The following is an 18,649-nucleotide window of genomic DNA, read 5'->3' as shown; positions in this document are numbered from 1 at the left end:
GCCCCCACCCCCCCGCCCCCCGCCGGGCGCGGCGGGCCCCTCGGCCCGGCGGGCGCGCCCGCCCCCGCCCCCGACCGACCCGGTCCCCGGGGGGGGGGGGGCGCCCGGGCCCCCCCCCCACCGCCGTGTCGGAGTCACTTGTGGCGTGCGGCGAACGCCTCGTACTTGCGGCCGAGTTCGTCCGCCCACTGGGCGGTCTCGGAGAGCTTCATGGCGGGGCAGTCATAGCCGAGCATCCGCTTCATGACGGCCATCTCGGGTTCGGTGAACGTCACCGTCCCGTCGTCGTCGATCCGTTCGATGCCGTCGGCGCGCTGGCACTCCACATTCAGCCGTACCGCCTCGTCGAGGGTGAGGGAGGGGTCCAGGTCCACCGTGGCTCCCTCCGCGGTCACCCGGACGGGATAGCCACCGGGCAGCCCGCCGGGCGCGGGGGCGTGACACAGGGCCCCGCTGTCGGTGGCCATCGCCTGTAGCACCCGCATCGCGGAGGAGGCCGTCAGGAGCTGGCCGTCGAGACCGCCCAGGCGTTTCAGCCGGCCGTTGATCTGGGTGAAGACCTCATGGTGGGGCCTGTCCAACGACTCTCCGCCGGCCCGCGCGGTGAGGTGGTAGACGCCCTTGCCGGCCTCTCCGTAGCGCGGCACGTAGTGGCTGAAGTAGTGCTGGGCGACGAGCCGGACCTCGATGTCGGCCGGTTCCCGGTCGGCGCAGTGCGCGTACGCCAGGGTGAGGGCCGGAACGATGTTGGCGACGTTCCCGATGCCGGTGGTGGGGGCCAGTCCGGCGGTGGCGAGTACGGGTCCCACCGCGTCGGGGTAGGCCGCGTTGACCACCTTCGCCCCGGTGCCCGACATCCGAACGGCCTGCATCAGCAGGTGGTTCAAGGTGAGATGGCGAGGCAGCCAGGGGCCGAGCTGAGCCTGGTCGAGTTCCTCGAAGACGTCCTTCGGGAGCTGGGTGATGACCCGCCACGACTGGAGTGACGCTCCCATGAACACGATGTCGGGACGGACCCGGTCGAGCGTCTCGGCGGTGCCGGGAACGTCGTACAGGTCGATCCGCTCCGTCGCCACAGTGCCGAACAACCCGAGGTTCACGGCTGTGAGTTGGGCGAGGTTGGCACGGCGTCGGAGGGTCTCCGGATCGCGTCCGGCCACGACGACGCGGTTGGTGGCGGGGTGGGACAGCAGCATGGTGAGCAGTCGGGAGGACAGGTCTCCCATTCCCACCAGCATGATGAGGGGCTTGTCCGGACCTGTCGGAGTCGGCATGGTCACCACTTCACTCGGTCGGTGTCGGGATCCACGGCCCGGGAGTGGGGCCGTTCACTGGTGCACGACGGCGGGACGGCTTTCCAGCCGGTCGCGTGCCGTGTGCCGTTCGATGTACGTCAGCGCCTCCGCGGGGTCGGCGGCGACGGTGAAGACACGGGGGTCGCGCAGGAAGCCGCGCTCGTGCAGGCTGTCGATCAGCGCCACGAACGGGGTCCAGGCCTTGTCCACGTCCACCAGCACCAGGGGTGCGTCCAGCAGGCCCAGGGCCTTCATGGAGATCACTTCGAGGACCTCGTCCAGCGTGCCGTAGCCTCCGGGCAACGCGACGAACGCGTCGGCCTCGTCGATCATGCCCCGTTTGCGTTCCAGCAGGTCGCCGGTGAGGACCAGGCGCTGTTCCGGGAGTTCGTCGGCCTGTTCGCGCAGACGCAGGAAGTCCGGGATGAGACCCGTGATCCGGGCGCCGCGCTCCGCCGCCCCGGCGGCCACGGCCCCCATGAGCCCGCCCGTCCCGGCGCCGTAGACCAGCCGGTGCCCGCGTCGGCCGAGCAGCGCGCCCAGCTCCCTGGCCGACTCCACGTACCGTGTCCCCGCTCCGGGAGAGAAGCCGCAGAAGACGCAGACGGAAAGGGGAACGGTCATCGGGTCTCCTCACGCAGCGGCCTCGTTGCGCTGTGGAGTCAAACAGAGGACGCGCCGCCGCTCCGGCAGTTTCGCGGGCAGCCTGGCCCTCCGACAGTTCCGGGGCAGCAGCACCGGTCGGCCGCGGTCCGTTCAGGACCGGTCGTCGCGCCGGTGCTGGGTCCGCGCGAGCACCGCGGCACGGGCCAGCCGTCCGCGCGTGAGGATCCTGCCGTGCTTCGCGGCCGAGCCCCTTCCGGGGTGCAGCCGGAGGGCGAGCAGGCCGGCGCAGAGCAGCAGGGCCGCCTGGATGTTGAGGGCGGCGAGGGTGCCGACGACTCCGGTCAGCAGACCGGCGACCAGCATGCCCAGCGCCTGGAGGCCGTCGGACAGTCCGAGCACGAGGGCCATGACCCGGCCCCGTACCGGAAGCGGTGAGGACTGCTGGACGAGGGAGAGCCAGGCGGCGGCCAGCCATACGGCGGGCACGCCCGCGACGGTGAACAGCGCTGCGTACACCCAGAGTCCGGCGGTCACCGTCGACAGGTTCCACGTGAGGGCGCTGACCGCGCCGAAGACGAGGACCCCGGTGCTGAGCAGACGCGGCGCGCCGAGGCGCCGGGTCAGCACCCCCGCGGTCACGGTGCCGGCGAATCCGCCGACCGCCTGCACCCCGCGCAGCAGGCCCGCCTGGGCTTCGCCCGCGGAGATGAGGTCGGTGACGAAGAGCAGGAACAGCACCACGAACATGCCCTGCGCGAGAGACAGCAGTCCCACACAGGCGAAGGTGCCGCGCAGCACGGGGACGTCCCGGATGGTGCGCAGACCTCGGCCCAGACCGGTGAGCAAGCGCTGGTCCGCCCCGGGGGCCTCGCGGGTGCGCGGCCCCCGGGGGATGGTCCACGCCAGTGCGGCGGCGACCAGGAACGACAGCGACCCGAAGCCGATGACGAACGGCAGCCCGGCCGTGCTCAGCAGGATGCCGCCGAGCGGGCTGCCGACCAGCCGGCCCATGGAGACGTTGAGGCCGATCGCTGCGTTGGCGCTGACCAGTTGGTCCGGAGCCACCAGGGTGGACAGGGCGACGTTCTTGACCGACTCGAACGCCACGGTGAGGATCGCCTCGGCGCCTGTGACCAGATAGATCAGCCACAGGTCTCCCCTGTCGTCGACGCCGAGGAGGAGGGGCAGCAGCGCCGCCTGGGCCACGCTGACCACCACCAGGACACCACGCCGGTCCCAGCGGTCGACGAGCGCGCCGACAACGGGAGCCATGAACAGGCTGGGCAGCAGTCCGAGCATCGCCACGACCGAGGTGACCAGGGCCGAGCTGGTCAGCTGCAGCACGTACAGCGGCAGGGCCAGTTGAAGCACCCACTTGCCCGTCTCGGACAGGAGTCCCGAGACCCACAGCCGGGCGAAGGCCGCGTCCCGTAACGGATGGCGTGCGGGTGCGGCCTGGCCGGTCATTCGGTGCGCCCCGCCGCGTTCAGCCGGGGAAACAGCCGCAGCCCCACGTAGGTCAGGGTGGCGTCCTCGGGCGGATCGTCACGGACAGTGGCCAGGTAGGGCCGCAGCAGGGCGTTCAGTCGCTCCGCCAGCTCGTCCATCTCCTCGGGAGTGGCCCGCAGTACGTACCCGTCGAGACGGGCCGTGTCGAGCCACCGGGGGTCGATCTTGTCCCGGTGGTCGAGGAAACGCCGAGTGAGCTGGCTCTCCTCCGCCATGCTCGCCGCGATCAGGGCGTCCTGTTCCGGCATGACGACGGGGTCGGTGCTCATCGCTCCGAAGTCGAGTCCGACCTGTGCGGCCCGCCAGGGGCGTTCGCGGCCGTCGGACGGCTCGACGGGTTCGACGAGTCCGTGGCCGGCCAGATGGCGCAGGTGCCAGCTGATGTTGGAGGCGGTGGAGCCCACCTCCACCGCGCACTCGCTCGCTGTCCGCGGCCCCACCGCCATCAGGTACTGGAGCACGGCGAGCCGCAGTGGGTGGGCCAGTGCACGCAACTGCCGGGGGTCGTTGATCTGCCGCCGCGGCGGCGGGTCCTGTCCGGTCACCATGAGAGAGAAGCCTTATGTTAAAGAACTCTTTCGAAACTGTTCCTTCATTCTGGCTCGCGCTCCTGGCGATGTCCATACCGGAGTTTTTCCGACGGGGCCGGATCGCATGGCATCCGGGAAGGCGCCGGTCGGCTGCCTGCCCGATCTGCCGGGGCTCGGTCGCGTCGGCGCGCTGGACGGGTCGTGTGTCTGGTCGCCTCCCGCGCTTCCGGCGTCATTCCTTCGTACCGATGGCGTGCACCGCAGGCGTCCGCAGCATCAGCCGGGTGGGCAGCATCGCTCCGGCCACTGCCAGGAGCGCTGTCGATCCGACGATCGCGAGCCAGCCCAGGACGGGAACGGTCGGCACGGGGCTGCCGGTCAGCGCCAGAGCGACCAGGGCCAGCGGAGGCACGGACAGCAGAGTGCCCAGAAGGCTGCCGACGGCCGCCACCGTGGCGCTCTCCCGCCGCATCATGCCCAGAACCTGGGACCGGCTCGTACCGGTCAGCCGCAGCAGCGCGAACTCCCGGCGGCGGGTCGCGGTGTTCATCGCCTGGGTGTTGATCACGGTAAGGGCGGTGTAGGCGATGATGAGGCCGACCACCACGTAGTTCACCCAGGCCAGCGCCCGCTGCTCACGAACCTGCGCGTCGGCGGCCGGCGTGGTGCTCAGGGTCGTACCCGGGTAACTGCGCGCGAGTGCGGACAGCTCGGGAGCGTCTGCGGACCGCGAGCGGATCAGCACCGACTGGTCGACGTGCGCCGTGGTGTGGGACAGCAGCAGGTCGTGGTCGAAGGTGAGATCGGCGAAGCCGAGCCCGCGGCTGTACACGGCGACGACCTCGCCGCTGAAGGGCGTGCCGTCGCCCAGGTGGAGGTGGGCGCGGTCGCCGACGTCCAGGCCCAGCCATGAGGCCGCTGTCGTGCTGAGGGCGACCGTCCTTGGGGCCAGGTCCGACAGGTTCCCCTCGCGGACGTCCAGGTCGACGGTGTCGGCCAGGGCAGTGGGTTTCAGGCCCTGGGCGCTGAGAGAGACGGTCTCCTGGGTGCCCAGCAGCGTCCCCACGCCGATGGCCTTGGAGCGGACCACACCGGTGGCGGCCGTGACACCCGGCAGTCGGGCCGCCCTTTCCGCCAAATCGGGGGACACACCCTGGGGGGCGTTCACCACCCGGGTGGCGAGCGTCCCCGCGCGGGTCTCGTCCGCGGCCTGCTGGAGCTGGGTGGTCTGGGTGAAGACGACCGTCGCGGCCAGGGACACGGCCAACAGCAGCGGGGTGACGGCTGCCGCGGTCCGTGCGGCGCGGGTACGGGAGTTGGCGGCGGCGAGCCAGCCGGTGGCACCGGTGCGGGTCAGCAGGGGCGCCAGGACGGTCATCGCCGCCCGGGTGACGAGCGGGCCGAGGACCGCGGCGGCGATGACGAGGACCAGCACCAGGGAGTTGGCCAGTCCGACCAAGGTCATGAAATCGGTGCGGTAGCCGAGTCCGAGGCCGACCACGGACGCGGCCAGCGCCAGCAGGACACCACCGGTGATCAGGCGTCCGCGCCCCAGACGGGCGGGTTCGGTCGATGCCTCGCGCAACGCCTCCGTCGGGCGGACACGGACCGCCCTGCGTGCCGCGACGAGGGCTGCGATCACCGCGGTGAGCACGGTGGTGCCCACCGCCGCCAGGAACGGCAGCGGGCCGAGCACCGGATGGAAGTCCGGCGGCACCAGGCCGCGCCCGGCGAACTGACCGCCGAGCCAGTGGACGACCCCGACGCCGAGCGGACATCCGAGCAGCCCGGCCACCAGGCCCGCCACCGCGGACTCGGCCGCGATCATGCGGCGCAGTTGTCCGGGGGTGGTACCGATCGCGCGCAGCAGAGCCATCTCACGGCGGCGGTGGCGCACCGCGAGCGAGGTGGTGGCGCACAGCACGAACACGGCCACCAGCAGAACGTTGCCGCCGATGCCGGTGGAGAGCTGCACCAGGTTGGCCGCCCCGACGGCGATGTCGGTGAACTCCGCTTCGCCGCGGCTGTCGCCGGTGTACACGGCCGCGCCGCGTCCTCGCAGTGTCTCTTCGACCGCGGACGCCACGTCCGACGCGTCAGTGCCCGGCCGGGTGAAGACGCCGAAGGCATTGACGTGTGCACCCGACCGGGGTGCCAGGTGATCCATCGCCGCCGAGGAGGTGAACAACACGGACTGCCGGGGGGTGCGTCCGCCGTCGAGGGTCACGAGCCCGGCCACCTCGAAAGTGAGCGGTGTGGAGGTTGCCATGATCCGCACGCGGTCGCCGGTCCGCAGCCCGGCCCGCTCCGCGAGATCACGGTCCAGGACGACCTGCCGGCTTCCCTGAGGGCTGTGCCCCTCGCTGAGCCGGAAGCCGCCCAGGACGCGGCTGTTCCAGGTATGGGCCTGCGGTACGGCTCCGTTGGCGCCGGTCACGGTCCGCTCACCGGCCAGCATCCGGACGGGGGCGCCGCGGTCGGGCACCACGGAAGCCACACCTTCCACAGCGGCGAGGTCCTTCGCCAGCGCGGCGTCGAGCCGGGACCGCTCGGACAGCGGCTGGGAGCTGTCGTAGGCGGAGCCGTCGGCGGATTTCACCTGAAGGTCGACGGATTGGCGGCCGGCCACGATGACGGGCGCCTTGGCGTACCGCTCGGGCGGCACGGAGGAGCGCAGGCCTGATTCCAGGAGTACGCCGCAGGCGGTGATCACGGCTGAGCCCATCAGGAGGGCTGCGAACGTGGCAGCGAAGGCTCCGGCGCGCGTGCGCAGGGTCGCGAGAGCGATGCGCAGCATCAGGCGTTCCTCCTCAGCTCGGTCATGGCGGCCTTGATCCGAGGGGCGGAGGGCGTCGTCATGCGGCGTACCACACGTCCCGCGGCGAGGAAGATCACCTCGTCGGTGTGCTGGGCGGCGGCCGGGTCGTGGGTGACCATCACGACGGTCTGGTGCAGGTCGGTGACCGCTTGCCGGAGCAGAGTGAGGATGCCGTCGGCGGTGTCCGGATCGACTGCGCCGGTCGGCTCGTCCGCGAAGATCACCTCCGGACGGGTGATGAGGGCCCGGGCGATGGCCACGCGCTGCTGCTGACCGCCGGACAGTTCCGCCGGGTGCCGGGTGAGCAGTCCGGTCAGGCCCACCGCATCGGTGACACCGCGGACCGTGTCGTGGTCGGTGCCCTGGCCGTCCAGACGCAGGGGCAGGGTGATGTTCTGCTCGACAGTGAGCGCGGGCAGCAGGTTGAAGGCCTGGAAGACGAATCCGATGCGGGTACGGCGCAGTCGGGTGAGCTGCGTCTCGTCCAGCTCGCCCAGGTTCTGGCCGCCGAGCCGGACGGTTCCCGACGTCGGCCGGTCGAGTCCGGCGGCGCAGTGCAGGAAGGTGCTCTTTCCCGAGCCGGACGGGCCCATCACCGCGGTGAAGGTGCCCGCCGCGACGCCGACGCTGACGTCGTCCAGTGCGACCACTTTGCCGGAACCGCGGCCGTACTCCTTGGTCACCTGGGTCAGTCGTACGGCGTTGCCGGATGGATCAGTGCCGATGGGGCCGCTGGGGGACGTGGTGCGGCTGCGTGCTCCGAGCATGGTGGAACCTCACGTTGCGTGGCGGGGGTTCTTCCAGTTGACCGGGGAGCGCGGCCCGCGGCCTCCGCCCCCGCGTCGAATCGGACGCTCCGCCTGACGGCTGAGGCCCGTGCCGCCTTCCTCCGACCGGAGGAGCGCAGGGCGCACAGCGAGGCGTCGCCACCGGGGTGTCTCCTACGAAAGGAGGAGGACCCGGAGGAGGAAACCTGACGGCGGGGGTCAGACCTGGGAAGGTCATCCCGCGTGAACAGCGCCTTTACCGTTGAGAGCATGAGAGAGTCGGGGCCCTTCGCGGGCCACCAGGTGCCGGCGGCGGTCACGGACACCGCGCTGGCCGTCCTCGCGGCGGCCGCATGCCTGGCACTGCCCGCAGCCATTCCACCCGGTGGGCACAGCCTGCGGGCACCCGACCAGTGGTGGTACGGGCTGGCGCTGCTTTCGAGCCTGCCGCTCGCCGTGCACCGCAAGCTGCCGCTGGTGAGCCTGCTGGTCATGGCTGTCGCATCGGCGACGCTCCAGTCCCTCTCCTACATCCCTCAGCTCTCCGGACCGGACGGTACCTCGATCGGTCCCACCTATCTGGCCGTGGCCACGGCCGTGTTCCTGACAGCGGTACGCGACACACCGCGCGTGACGACCTTCGTGGCCGCCGTGGGCATTCCCCTGAGCGCGTTGACCGAGGCACTCCTCGCGCCCTCCGGGTACGCGCTGGCCGCACTGGTCACGGACGCCGTGCTGCTGCTGGCGGCGTGGGCCCTGGGCCGGCTGTCCCGGGCCCGCAAGGCCGTGAGAGACGAGGTCGTGCAGCGTGTCGCGGCCTTGGAGCGGGAGCAGGCGGCCAACGCGCGGGCCGCGGTGATGGAGGAGCGGGCACGCATCGCCCGCGAACTGCACGACATCGTGGCGCACAACGTGAGCCTGATGGTCGTGCAGACGATCGCCGCCGACCGCGTCCAGGACCGCTCCCCCGACAAGGCGCACGAACTGCACTCCGCCATCGAGCAGACGGGGCGGGACACCGTCACCGAGCTGCGCCGGCTGCTGGACGTGCTGCGCACCGACGAGGACGCGGATGCCGCACCCTCGAAGGAGCCGCCCCAACCGACCATCGCGGCCCTGCCCGCCCTCGTCGACGCCGTGCGCGCCACCGGCGCGAAGGTGGACTACGAAGTGTCGGGCACGCCGGTGTCCCTGCCGGCGGGATTCCAGCTCACGGTCTATCGCATCGTGCAGGAGGCACTGACCAACACCGTCAAGCACGCGGGACCGACTCACGCCCGGGTCCGGCTGCTGTGGGGAGAGCACCCGCAGGAGCTGCACGTCCGCATCTGTGACGACGGGCCCAGCGTCGCCGGCGGGCTCGCAGGACGGGCCCCCACAGCCGCGGGCGGCTCCGGTCACGGCCTGCTGGGGATGCGGGAGAGAATCTCCGCGACGGGCGGCACCCTGCACACCGGCCCACGCCCGGGCGGCGGATACTGCGTCCACGCCGTACTCCAGCTGCCCGACGAGGACGGCATCACCCACACCGGAGGAACAGCACACCATGCGGCCGATCAGCGTCCTGCTGGCTGACGATCAGCCGATGATCCGCACCGGCTTCCGGTTCATCCTGGAGGCGGAGGCGGACATCCGAGTCGTGGGTGAGGCAGCCGACGGCCAGGAAGCCGTCGAGGAGACCCGCCGCCTGGCTCCGGACGTCGTCCTGATGGACATTCGCATGCCGCGGATGGACGGCGTCGAGGCGACGCGGTTGATCGCCGAGTCCGGGCTGTCCAGCCGGGTCATCATCCTGACCACGTTCGATCTCGACCAGCATGTGGTGGACGCCCTGCGGGCAGGAGCGAGCAGCTTCCTCGTCAAGGACGGGCCGGCCGACTCCCTGGTGGCTGCGATCCGCACCGTGGCGGCCGGCGACGCCGTGCTCGCCCCCCGGGTCACCCGGCGCCTGCTGGCGAGGTTCGCCGGCATGCCTTCCGCGACCGCTCCACCCGTCCCACCCCAGCTGGACATCCTCACAGGGCGCGAGGTGGACGTCCTGCGGACCCTGGCCCGCGGTCTGTCCAACGCGGAGATCGCTGCCGAGCTGGGCGTCGGGGAGACGACCGTGAAGACACACATCGGGCACATCCTGGACAAGTTCCGTCTGCGGGATCGCGTGCAGGCGGTGATCCTCGCCTACGACTCCGGGTTGGTGACCCCCCACACGGCTCACCGGCCCGACCGCGGCTGACCGCTCCCGCTGCCGGCCGGGCCGGATACCTCCGGGCGCTGCCGGAAGGTGTCGCTGTGGCGCCGAGTCTTTGGGCACGTTTTGGCCGACAGATCGAGCTGAACCGGTTGGCCCGTTCGGGGAAGCGCGATGGCAGGTCGGCGCGCGTACCGTCAACGCCAAGGGGCTCGTGCGTTGGACGGGTGTGGGTCGGGCGTCGCGTACAGGTCGTCCCTGCGACGAGGGAAGGCGACGACGATGTCCAGCCCGCCCTCCGGCCCCTGCTCGGTGACGATGCGGGCCCGGTGGGCGCTGGCGATCGCCGCGACGATCGACAGGCCGAGGCCGTGACCGTCGGCGCCTGCGGAGCGGTGGCCGAGCCGCTGGAAGGGCTGGTACAGGGAGGGGATCGCCTCGCGTGGGACCACCGGCCCGCTGTTCACTACGCGCACCGTGGACACTCCGCCGTCGAGGCCGGTGGTGACCCGGATCCAGCCGTCGGGATGGGTGTAGCGCTGGGCGTTGCCGACCAAGTTGGTCACCAGTCGTTCCACGAGGCTGGTACTGCCCTCGGCGGGGGCGGGGGCGAGCGCGACGTGCAGGCTGACGTCCTCGGGGCGAGTGGGCTCGAGATCGTCGAGTACACCCTTGACGACCTCGGCGAGGTCCAGCGGCTCGGTCACAAAGACGCCGCTCTGACTGCTCGCCAGGGTCAACAATGCCTCGATCAACTCGTTCTGGTCCTCGCCGATGGCCAAGGTCCGCCGACACACCGCCCGCAGGGTCTCCACGTCCGGGTCCGGGTTGCTGAGCGCTACCTCGATCACCGTGCGCTGCAGGGTCAGCGGGGTGCGCAGTTCGTGCGAGGCGTTGGCGACGAACCGTCGCTGCGCGTCGAACGCCGCGTCCAGGCGCGCCAGCAGTCCGTCGAAGGTGTCACCGAGGTTCTTCAACTCGTCGTCGGCGGGGCCGGGCATGGCGAGCCGCTCGTGCAGATTGTGCGCCGAGATGCGCCGGGCCCGTTCCGTCATCACGCGTACGGGCCGCAGCACCCGCCCCGCCACCAGCCAGCCCAGCCCACCGGAGACGGCGGTCATGACACCGAGCGCGATCCCGGACCGGGTCAGCAGGGTGCGCTGTGCCTCCTGGCGCTGGCGGTCGGCCACGTAGGAGATCTGTGCCGAGATCTCCTGTACCGCCGGAGTGCGCGAGGCAGGCAGGGTGGTGATCTTGGTGCCTTTAGAGGCGGGGCTCTGCACGACCAGGAGGTAGGTGACGGCGAGCAGAGTGGCACCCGAGACGAGGAACAGCGTCCCGTACAGGAGGGTGAGCCGGAGCCGGGCCGACCAGCGGATGCGGAACCGGCCGACGCGTTCAGATGCGGTAGCCGACATGCGGCACCGTCTCGATCACGGGCGGGTCGCCGAGCTTGCGGCGCAACCGGCTGATGGTCACCTTCACGGTGTTGGTGAACGGGTCGGTTGCGTCGTCCCACGCCCGTTCGAGCAGATCCTCCGCGGACACCACCGCACCCCGCGCGGCCAACAGCAGCTCCAGTACGGCCATCTCCTTGGGCGTCAGATCGAGTGGGCGTCCGCCACGCCAGGCGGTGTGCTCGGCGGGCGACAGCGACAGGTCACCGTGGGTGAGCACCGGGGGCACGGCAGGGTGTGCGCGCCGCGCGAGGGCCCGGATCCGCGCCACCAGCTCGGCGAAGGCGAACGGCTTGGTCAGGTAGTCGTCGGCGCCCAGGCTCAGTCCGTCCACCCTGTCGGCGACCGTGGAAGAGGCCGTGAGCATGAGGATGCGGGCTCCGGAACCGTGCTTGACCAGCGCGCGGCAGACCTCGTCACCGTGCATCAGCGGAAGGTCCCGGTCGAGCACGATCACGTGGTAGTCGTACACCGTCGCCTGTTCCAGCGCCTGTTGACCGTCCAGTGCCAGGTCGATGGCCATGCCCTCCTGGCGCAGTCCGGCGGCAATCGTCTCGGCGAGCTCGAGATGGTCGTCGACAATCAGCACTCTCATGCTGGTCAGGATGCCCTGGGTGCCATAACAGGGGAATAACGCCTGGGAAGGGTGAGGGCGGTGGACGCGGTGTTCCCCGGGTGTAACCGCGCCGGGCGTACAACTCCGAACATGTTCTCCACACACCGTCGCGCCCTGATCGGGCGCTCGCTTCTACCCGTATCCCTGCTTCTCACCGGCGCGCTGATCAGCGGCTGTTCCGGTGAGTCCAACGCGGCCTCGGGCGATGAGCCGAGCTCGAGCTCCTCCGGGTCGGCGAACAGCCCGTTCGACCAGGCGCTGGAATTCTCCGAGTGCATGCGCGCGGAGGGTGTACCGGAATTCCCCGATCCCCAGCAGGCCGACGGTGGTGTCCGTATGGACGCCGGCGACGTCGACACCAACTCGCCCGAGTTCCAGAGCGCCATGGAGGCCTGCCGCGACAAGGCGCCGCAGGCCCAGGGCCAGGGTCAGGGAGGCGAGGCGCTCGATCCGACGAAGGTCGCCGCCTGGGCCGAGTGCATCCGCAAGAACGGCGTGCCGAACTTCCCGGACCCTGAGATCAACGGGGGCCAGATGGCTCTCGACTTCGCAGGTGCCGGCCTCAGCATGGCTGACCCCGCGTTCCAGAAGGCCCGTTCCGCGTGCCAGGACAAATGGCCCGGCGGCGGCATGATGATCCAGGGCGGCGGAGGGCAGTGACCACGCAGGACGAGACCGAACACCTACCGGCCGTCGTACAGCCGGGCACCGCCCCGGCGGTCTCGGACGACGCGGAGCGCGCCCCGGACGTCGCCGAGAAGGCGGCTGAGCCGGCGGTGGCCGAGGAGGGCGACCGCCCACCGGGGGACCGCAACAGGCGTCGTATCCGCCGCAGGGCCGTCATCCTCGTCGTCGCCATCGCCGTGGCGGCCGCTGCGGGACTGGCCGCCACCGGCACGTTCAGCGGCGACGACGGACCCACGGCGCAGGCCGCCCCCGACGGGCCGACCGCGACGACGACCATCCGGCGGATGACGCTCACCAGTACCGAGACCGTGGACGGCACCCTGGGCCATGGCAAGCCGACCGCCGTCACCTACGGCTCCGCCGCCCCAGCATCCGGACAGGCCGGGCAGAGCGGTGGCGGCCAGGCCGCCAACGGCGAGTTCGTCACCTGGGTGCCCGGCGAGGGCGACACGCTGAAACGCGGCGACGCCGTCTACCGGGTCAACGAGCGCAAAGTTCCGCTGTTGTACGGATCCATCCCCTTCTACCGCACGCTGGAGCCCGGCAGCGAGGGCAAGGACGTGCGCATGCTGGAGCGCAATCTCGCCGACCTGGGCTACGACGGCTTCGATGTGGACGACGAGTACACCTCGGGCACCGCCCGGGCGGTCGAGGAGTGGCAGGACGACCTGAACGCCGAGGAGACCGGAACCGTACGGCCCGGGGACGCGGTCGTCGCGTCCGGGGCTCGACGGGTCACGGAGCTGAAGACCTCGCCCGGCGCGGTCGCTGGCGGGGAGGTGCTGACCTGGACGGGCACCGAACGGATCGTCTCGATGGACCTGGACCCGCAGCACGAGGACCTGGTGAAGGAGGGCTCCAAGGCCACGGTCCGGCTGCCGGACGGCGCGACCGTGGTGGGCGAGGTCACCGACATCGGCAGCCCGGGCAACGACTCGGCCGGTTCCGGGAGCGGGAGCGGCGGCGAGAGCAAGGGCGCGGACGAGGCCACTCTCCCGGTCCAGCTGAAGATCGAGGACCAGAAGAAGCTGGGTCGCTACCAGGCGGCGTCCGTCGACGTGATCCTGGCGGCCGACAGCCGCCGGGACGTGCTCGCGGTACCGGTCAACGCGCTGATGGCACGACCGGGCGGCGGTTACGCCCTGGAAGCGCCGACCACCGGGGGCGGCAGCAGGATGGTCCCGGTGGAACTGGGAATGTTCGCCAACGGCCTGGTCGAAGTGAAGGGCTCGGGCATCAAGGAAGGCATGACCGTGGGGGTGCCCAAGTGACGCCGCCCGTGGTCGAGTTGTCGGGTGTCTCCCAGCGGTACGGGGAGGTCGTCGCGCTGGCCGACGCGCATCTGGTGATCGCGCGCGGTGAACTGGTCGCGATCGTGGGGCCGTCCGGGTCCGGGAAGTCGACCATGCTCAACATCATGGGCACCCTGAGCCGCCCCACCTCCGGGCATGTCCGCGTCGACGGCCACGCCGTCGAGGAGCTGAGCGACCGTGAGCTGTCGGCGCTGCGCGCCGGCACGATCGGTTTCGTGTTCCAGCAGTTCCACCTCACCTCGGGCATCCCGGTGCTGGACAGCGTGGCCGACGGCCTGCTGTACAGCGGCACCACGCGCGCCAGGCGGCGCCGGCTCGCCGAGGCGGCGCTGCGCCGCGTGGGTCTCGGGCACCGTCTGTACCACGAGCCGCACCAGCTCTCCGGCGGTGAGAAGCAGCGCGTCGCGATCGCCCGAGCGGTGCTGGGCGATCCGCCGCTGCTGCTGGCGGACGAGCCGACCGGCGCGCTCGACTCCCGGTCCGGCGCGACCGTGCTGGAGTTGCTGCACGAGCTGAACGATGCCGGCACCACGGTCGTCGTCATCACGCACGACCGGGACGTAGCCGCGTCCCTGCCGCGTGAGGTGCGGCTCAAGGACGGGCGGATCCAGCACGACTCGGCGACGGCCGGCCGGGAGATGGCGGCCGTCACCTCCGGGGCGGAGGGGTGAGGGGGCCCCGCCGGCGCACTGCCGGCTCCCGGCCCCAGCCGGCCCGGATGAGTTTCGCCGACGTCCTGCGGGTGGGCGGGTACGGGTTGCGGGCCCGGCCCATGCGGGTGTTCCTGTCCGCGCTCGGCATCGCGATCGGTATCGCCGCGATGGTGGGCGTGGTGGGCATCTCCACGTCCAGTACGGAGGATCTGGACCGGAGGCTGAATGCCCTGGGCACCAATCTGCTGTCCGTCACACCGGGGCCGTCGCTCAGCGGCGAGGCCTCTCATCTGCCGAGCGAGTCGGTCCGGATGGTGGGCAACATCGCGGACGTGGAGTCAGTGACGGCGCTCGGCAAGGTGGACGCCAAGGTGTACCGCAACGACCACATCCCCCAGGCCGAGACCAGCGGTATCGCCGTCAACGCGGCGAGGACCAACCTGCCGGAGACGACCGGCGCGAAGCTGACCGACGGCCGCTGGCTGAACGCGGCCAACGAGCGCTATCCGTCGGTCGTCCTCGGTCCCCGCGCCGCCGAACAGCTCGGGGTGCACCGGGCCGGGGCCGACGTCCAGGTGTGGCTCGGCGACCGCTGGTTCACGGTGATCGGGCTGCTCGCGCCCAACGAGCTGATGCCGGAACTGGACACCCAGGCGCTGGTCGGCTGGCCCTATGCCAGGGAGAACCTCGGCTTCGACGGCTATCCGACGGTGATCCACGTACGCGCCGTCGAGGAGCACGTCTCCGAGGTGCAGGGCATCCTCGGGGCCACCGTCAACCCGGAGAAGCCGGACGAGGTGGCCGTCTCCCGGCCCTCCGACGCGCTCGCCGCGAAGGAAGCCACGGACGACACCCTGAGCGGTCTGCTCCTCGGACTCGGTGCGGTGGCACTTCTGGTCGGCGGTGTCGGCGTGGCCAACACCATGGTCATCTCGGTGCTGGAGCGCCGCCCAGAGATCGGACTGCGTCGTTCCCTGGGGGCGACCCGAGGCCAGATCCGCAACCAGTTCCTGTGCGAGTCGCAACTGCTGTCCCTGCTCGGCGGCATCGGCGGGGTGGCCGTGGGAATCGCGGTGACCATCGGTTACGCCTCCTACCAGGGCTGGCCGTCGGTCGTGCCGGTCTGGGCCATGGCCGGAGGCATCGGCTCGACCTTGCTCATCGGCGCGCTGGCGGGCTTCTACCCGGCGGTGCGCGCGGCCCGGCTGCCCCCGACGGAGGCGCTGGCCACCCCCTGATCACCGGTGGCCCCCGACATCCCCCGCGGGGGGCACGGTGCCGGGTCCGAACCTGACCGGACCCGTGCCCTCCTCGGCCACTCGGCCGGGGAGGGTTCCGGTGTGCCGGGTCCGGCGGGAAGGGAAGCTGCGGTCACAGCGGATCGCCGACGGGAGCGGGACGGGTCGTTGCCCGTGCGTCGTCCTCGCACTCGGCGTCACGGGGCACTGCGGCTTGTTGCGGTACGGCGGCCGGGTGCGGGCCGGCCCCGCACCTGCCGTGCTCGCGCAGGGCCGCCGTGAGGACGGCGGCCCTGCGAACCCCGTCTTCGTGCACGCCGTCTTGGTGCACGCCCTCTTCGGGCTCGCCCAGCCGGTGTCCGTCCGCCTCATGGGCGCCGGCCTGGTGCCCGCTCTTCGTGAGTTCGCCGACACCGTGGCCGCCGGCCTCGTGGACCACGTCCCACCCTGCGGCGGCCAGCTTCTCCCCCAGGGTGCCCGCTTCGGCCGGGGCGAGTTCGAACCGGATGACGAGAGGTCCCTCAGGGCCGTGCGGGGCTAGCGGCGCGGCGACCGTGTCGGGTCCGGCGCCGAATCCGGCCGCGGCGTCGAGGAGCCGGGCGAGTTCCCCGGGACGCTCGGCGATGGTGACGTCGAGCCGGGTGTTGTCCGCGGCGAGCGGTCCGGACGCCGCGGAGACTGGGGCGGGCAACGTATCCAGCGCGGCGATGCCTCGTTCCAGCAGGCCGGTGAGGTTACGCCGGCTCCGCGCCCGGTTGCGCGGGTCTCGTGCCGCCAATTCCCGTACCACCGTGAGCAGTTCGGCGAGGTCGCCCTGGAGCGCAGTGAGAACACCGGCGACCTCGCCGGCGTTGGTCTCGATGATGTCGGTCCACAGCCGGGCCTCGCCGCGGGCGATCCGGGTGGCATCCCGGAATCCCTGGCCGACGAGGAGCGCGGTGACCGGAGACCGGCCCTCCAGCCGGGCGGCGACCAGGCTGGCCATGACGTGCGGGGCGTGAGAGGTGAGCGCCACCGTCTCGTCGTGGGCCGTGCTCTGCATGACGGTCGGCACGCCTCCGCACAGGGCGATCAGGTCCAGGGCCCGGTCGAAGGCGGGCTTGGAGGTGAGCCGGGAGGGGGTGAGCACCCACACCCTGCCGCGGAACAGATCGGGACGCGCGGCGAGCGGCCCGGAGCGTTCGCGGCCGGCCAGCGGGTGACCGCCGACGAAGTGCGTGGGCCGCGGGGCGCGGGCCAGCACCTCCCGCTCCGGACCGGCCTTGACGCTGGCCACGTCCGTATAACTCCGCGCCAGACCCCGTGCCTGCTGCTGGGAGAGCACGTCGGCGACCTTGCTCGGGGGCACGGCGAGCACCGCGAGGTCCACCGGTTCCTCGGGCGGCCGCGCGGTGCCGGCGCCGAGCAGCTCGGCGGTGCGCACCGCGGAGGCGTCGGCGTCGAGGAGGTGGACGGTGACCCCGCGCCGGGCGGCGGCGAGCGCCACCGAGGTGCCGATGAGTCCGGTGCCGACGACGGCCAGGGAGCGGATCACGACAGGGCCCCGGTCCCGAAGCCACCGGGCGCGGTGCTCCCGGCAGTGGTAGGCGTGCTTCTGGGCAGGCGTGCGGTGACGGCGTCGGCCAGCCGGTCGAGTCCCTCCTCGATCCGTTCCGGCGTCAAGGTGCTGATCGACAGCCGCAGTTGGCAGGACTCGGTGCCCGCTCCGAAGAAGTGGTGCATGGGTGTGAACAGCACGCCGTGCTCGCGTCCCGCATAGTCCAGGAACGCGTCGTCCACGGTGAACGGCACGGTGACGACGACGAAGAACCCGCCGTCGGGCTCGTTCCAGGACACCCCGTCCCCCTCCCGGAACCGCTTGGCGAGCCCGTCCAGGACCTGGGCCAGATTGCTGTGGTAGACGGCTGTCTCCCTGGTGTTGGCGGCGACCAGACTGAAATCGTTGGCGATCAGCTTGCCGCCGATGACGGCCTGCGCGATCGGTGAGGTGTTCACCGTCAACATGCTCTTGATCTTCGACAGTTCGTCGGCGAACAACCCGTCACCCATCGGCTGGTCGGCGACAGCGAAACCGACGCGCGCGCCCGCGACACCGCTCTTGGCGAACGAGCCCAAGTACACGACCCGGCCCTCCGTGTCGAGCGACTTCAGCGTGGGCGGGCGCCGGTCCGGGGTGCGGTGGAACAGCCCGTAGGGGTTGTCCTCCAGCAGCAGCAACCGCTCCGACGCGGCGATCTCCAGCAACCGGTGACGGTCGACGACGGTCATGCTGACACCGACCGGGTTGGCGAAGTCCGGCGTGACATAGCAGGCGCGCACGCGGCGCCCGGCGTCACGTGCGGCCCGAAGCTGGCCCACCAACTCCGCCAGGTCCGGGCCGCGTTCCCCGGAGGGGACCGGGATCACCGGCAGGTCGGTGAGCAGGGCCGCCCCGGTGAGACCGACGTAGGTGGGAGACGGGGCGAGCAGCGCGTCCCGGTCGTCGGCTCGCAGGGCGCGCAGCACCAGGAACAGCGCCTCCTGGAAGCCGACGGTGACGACGACGGAACGCGGATCGGCGTCGATGCCCTCGTCGACGGCCAGGTTGCGGGCGATCAGCTCACCGATGACACCCTTGGTGTCGCCGTACTGGAAGAGGGTGCGCGAGACCTGCTGGTCCGTCATTCCCCGCTCACGCCGCAGATAGTCCGTGAACACGTTCAGGTATTCATGGAGCTGATCGGTGTCGAAGAATCCCTCATAGGGTCGGCCGGCCGCGAACGATATTGCCTCCGGATAGGTTCCGGAAATATTGTTCAGCAGATTCATCGACTCCATGGACGCGGCGGCGAGTGAGGCGTGCAGCGGCTCAGAACATAATTCCGCAAGATTTTCCCGGATCGACATGGGGGCCAGTATCACGTACTTCGCCAGCTGCGACAACGACACCTCTTTGACACCATCGTGACGTCCCTGGCCAGCGTCTCCCGAGG

The 18,649-nt window shown here is 71.2% G+C and carries 16 protein-coding genes; 6 read left to right on the top strand and 10 right to left on the bottom strand.

Translation table 11 applies throughout. The annotated features are described in order from the left end of the window. Window positions 1–134 precede the first annotated feature (134 nt). From ACIQJT_RS31905 to ACIQJT_RS31880, 6 genes are all read right to left on the bottom strand, one after another. On the bottom strand, window positions 135–1,274 hold the full coding sequence (locus tag ACIQJT_RS31905) for a hypothetical protein (RefSeq protein ID WP_365464802.1): 1,140 nt from the start codon (window positions 1,272–1,274) through the stop codon (window positions 135–137). A 54-nt stretch (window positions 1,275–1,328) separates the two neighbouring features. Continuing rightward, complete coding sequence (locus tag ACIQJT_RS31900) at window positions 1,329–1,919, bottom strand: TIGR00730 family Rossman fold protein (RefSeq protein ID WP_365464800.1); 591 nt, start codon at window positions 1,917–1,919, stop codon at window positions 1,329–1,331. Window positions 1,920–2,051: 132 nt separating this feature from the next. Continuing rightward, on the bottom strand, window positions 2,052–3,368 hold the full coding sequence (locus ACIQJT_RS31895; protein WP_365464797.1) for an MFS transporter: 1,317 nt from the start codon (window positions 3,366–3,368) through the stop codon (window positions 2,052–2,054). Beyond that, on the bottom strand, window positions 3,365–3,958 hold the full coding sequence (locus ACIQJT_RS31890; protein WP_365464794.1) for a helix-turn-helix domain-containing protein: 594 nt from the start codon (window positions 3,956–3,958) through the stop codon (window positions 3,365–3,367). The genes ACIQJT_RS31895 and ACIQJT_RS31890 overlap by 4 nt, the downstream gene beginning before the upstream one ends. Before the next feature lie 214 nt (window positions 3,959–4,172). Next, complete coding sequence (locus ACIQJT_RS31885; protein WP_402649322.1) at window positions 4,173–6,737, bottom strand: FtsX-like permease family protein; 2,565 nt, start codon at window positions 6,735–6,737, stop codon at window positions 4,173–4,175. Beyond that, on the bottom strand, window positions 6,737–7,525 hold the full coding sequence (locus ACIQJT_RS31880; protein ID WP_402649321.1) for an ABC transporter ATP-binding protein: 789 nt from the start codon (window positions 7,523–7,525) through the stop codon (window positions 6,737–6,739). Before ACIQJT_RS31880 ends, ACIQJT_RS31885 begins: the two co-directional genes overlap by 1 nt. 270 nt (window positions 7,526–7,795) lie before the next feature. On the opposite strand from ACIQJT_RS31880, the gene ACIQJT_RS31875 reads away from it, so the two are divergent. Together ACIQJT_RS31875 and ACIQJT_RS31870 are read left to right on the top strand one after the other, a co-directional pair. After that, entirely contained in the window at window positions 7,796–9,100 is a 1,305-nt protein-coding gene (locus tag ACIQJT_RS31875; RefSeq protein ID WP_402649320.1) for a sensor histidine kinase, read from the top strand. Next, a complete protein-coding gene (locus ACIQJT_RS31870) occupies window positions 9,072–9,758 on the top strand; it encodes a response regulator (RefSeq protein ID WP_402649319.1) in 687 nt (228 codons plus the stop codon). The genes ACIQJT_RS31875 and ACIQJT_RS31870 overlap by 29 nt, the downstream gene beginning before the upstream one ends. 152 nt (window positions 9,759–9,910) lie before the next feature. On the opposite strand, the gene ACIQJT_RS31865 is transcribed toward ACIQJT_RS31870, so the two are convergent. Further along, on the bottom strand, window positions 9,911–11,131 hold the full coding sequence (locus ACIQJT_RS31865) for a sensor histidine kinase (protein ID WP_402649318.1): 1,221 nt from the start codon (window positions 11,129–11,131) through the stop codon (window positions 9,911–9,913). After that, entirely contained in the window at window positions 11,112–11,765 is a 654-nt protein-coding gene (locus ACIQJT_RS31860; RefSeq protein ID WP_402649317.1) for a response regulator transcription factor, read from the bottom strand. Before ACIQJT_RS31860 ends, ACIQJT_RS31865 begins: the two co-directional genes overlap by 20 nt. Window positions 11,766–11,876: 111 nt before the next feature. Here ACIQJT_RS31860 and ACIQJT_RS31855 point away from each other — a divergent pair, with 111 nt between their 5' ends. The 4 genes from ACIQJT_RS31855 to ACIQJT_RS31840 are packed head-to-tail and all read left to right on the top strand — an operon-like array spanning window position 11,877 to window position 15,677. Then, complete coding sequence (locus ACIQJT_RS31855; protein WP_402649316.1) at window positions 11,877–12,446, top strand: hypothetical protein; 570 nt, start codon at window positions 11,877–11,879, stop codon at window positions 12,444–12,446. Then, the gene (locus ACIQJT_RS31850; RefSeq protein ID WP_402649315.1) at window positions 12,443–13,744 is read left to right on the top strand and encodes a peptidoglycan-binding protein; all 1,302 of its coding nucleotides are present in this window, start codon (window positions 12,443–12,445) and stop codon (window positions 13,742–13,744) included. The genes ACIQJT_RS31855 and ACIQJT_RS31850 overlap by 4 nt, the downstream gene beginning before the upstream one ends. Next, on the top strand, window positions 13,741–14,457 hold the full coding sequence (locus ACIQJT_RS31845) for an ABC transporter ATP-binding protein (protein WP_402649314.1): 717 nt from the start codon (window positions 13,741–13,743) through the stop codon (window positions 14,455–14,457). Before ACIQJT_RS31850 ends, ACIQJT_RS31845 begins: the two co-directional genes overlap by 4 nt. Before the next feature lie 47 nt (window positions 14,458–14,504). After that, window positions 14,505–15,677: an ABC transporter permease gene (locus tag ACIQJT_RS31840; protein WP_402649313.1), complete on the top strand. Its 1,173-nt coding sequence runs from the start codon at window positions 14,505–14,507 to the stop codon at window positions 15,675–15,677. A 133-nt stretch (window positions 15,678–15,810) separates the two neighbouring features. Here ACIQJT_RS31840 and ACIQJT_RS31835 read toward each other — a convergent pair whose 3' ends face one another. Next, complete coding sequence (locus ACIQJT_RS31835; RefSeq protein WP_402649312.1) at window positions 15,811–17,211, bottom strand: prephenate dehydrogenase; 1,401 nt, start codon at window positions 17,209–17,211, stop codon at window positions 15,811–15,813. Next, a complete protein-coding gene (locus ACIQJT_RS31830; protein ID WP_402649311.1) occupies window positions 17,208–18,563 on the bottom strand; it encodes a PLP-dependent aminotransferase family protein in 1,356 nt (451 codons plus the stop codon). The genes ACIQJT_RS31835 and ACIQJT_RS31830 overlap by 4 nt, the downstream gene beginning before the upstream one ends. Window positions 18,564–18,649: the final 86 nt, after the last annotated feature.

This window comes from Streptomyces sp. NPDC091972 (genome assembly GCF_044756385.1).
GTDB lineage: Bacteria > Actinomycetota > Actinomycetes > Streptomycetales > Streptomycetaceae > Streptomyces.
Note: the sequence above shows the minus strand (reverse complement) of the source record. Positions and strands in the feature narration are given on the sequence as shown.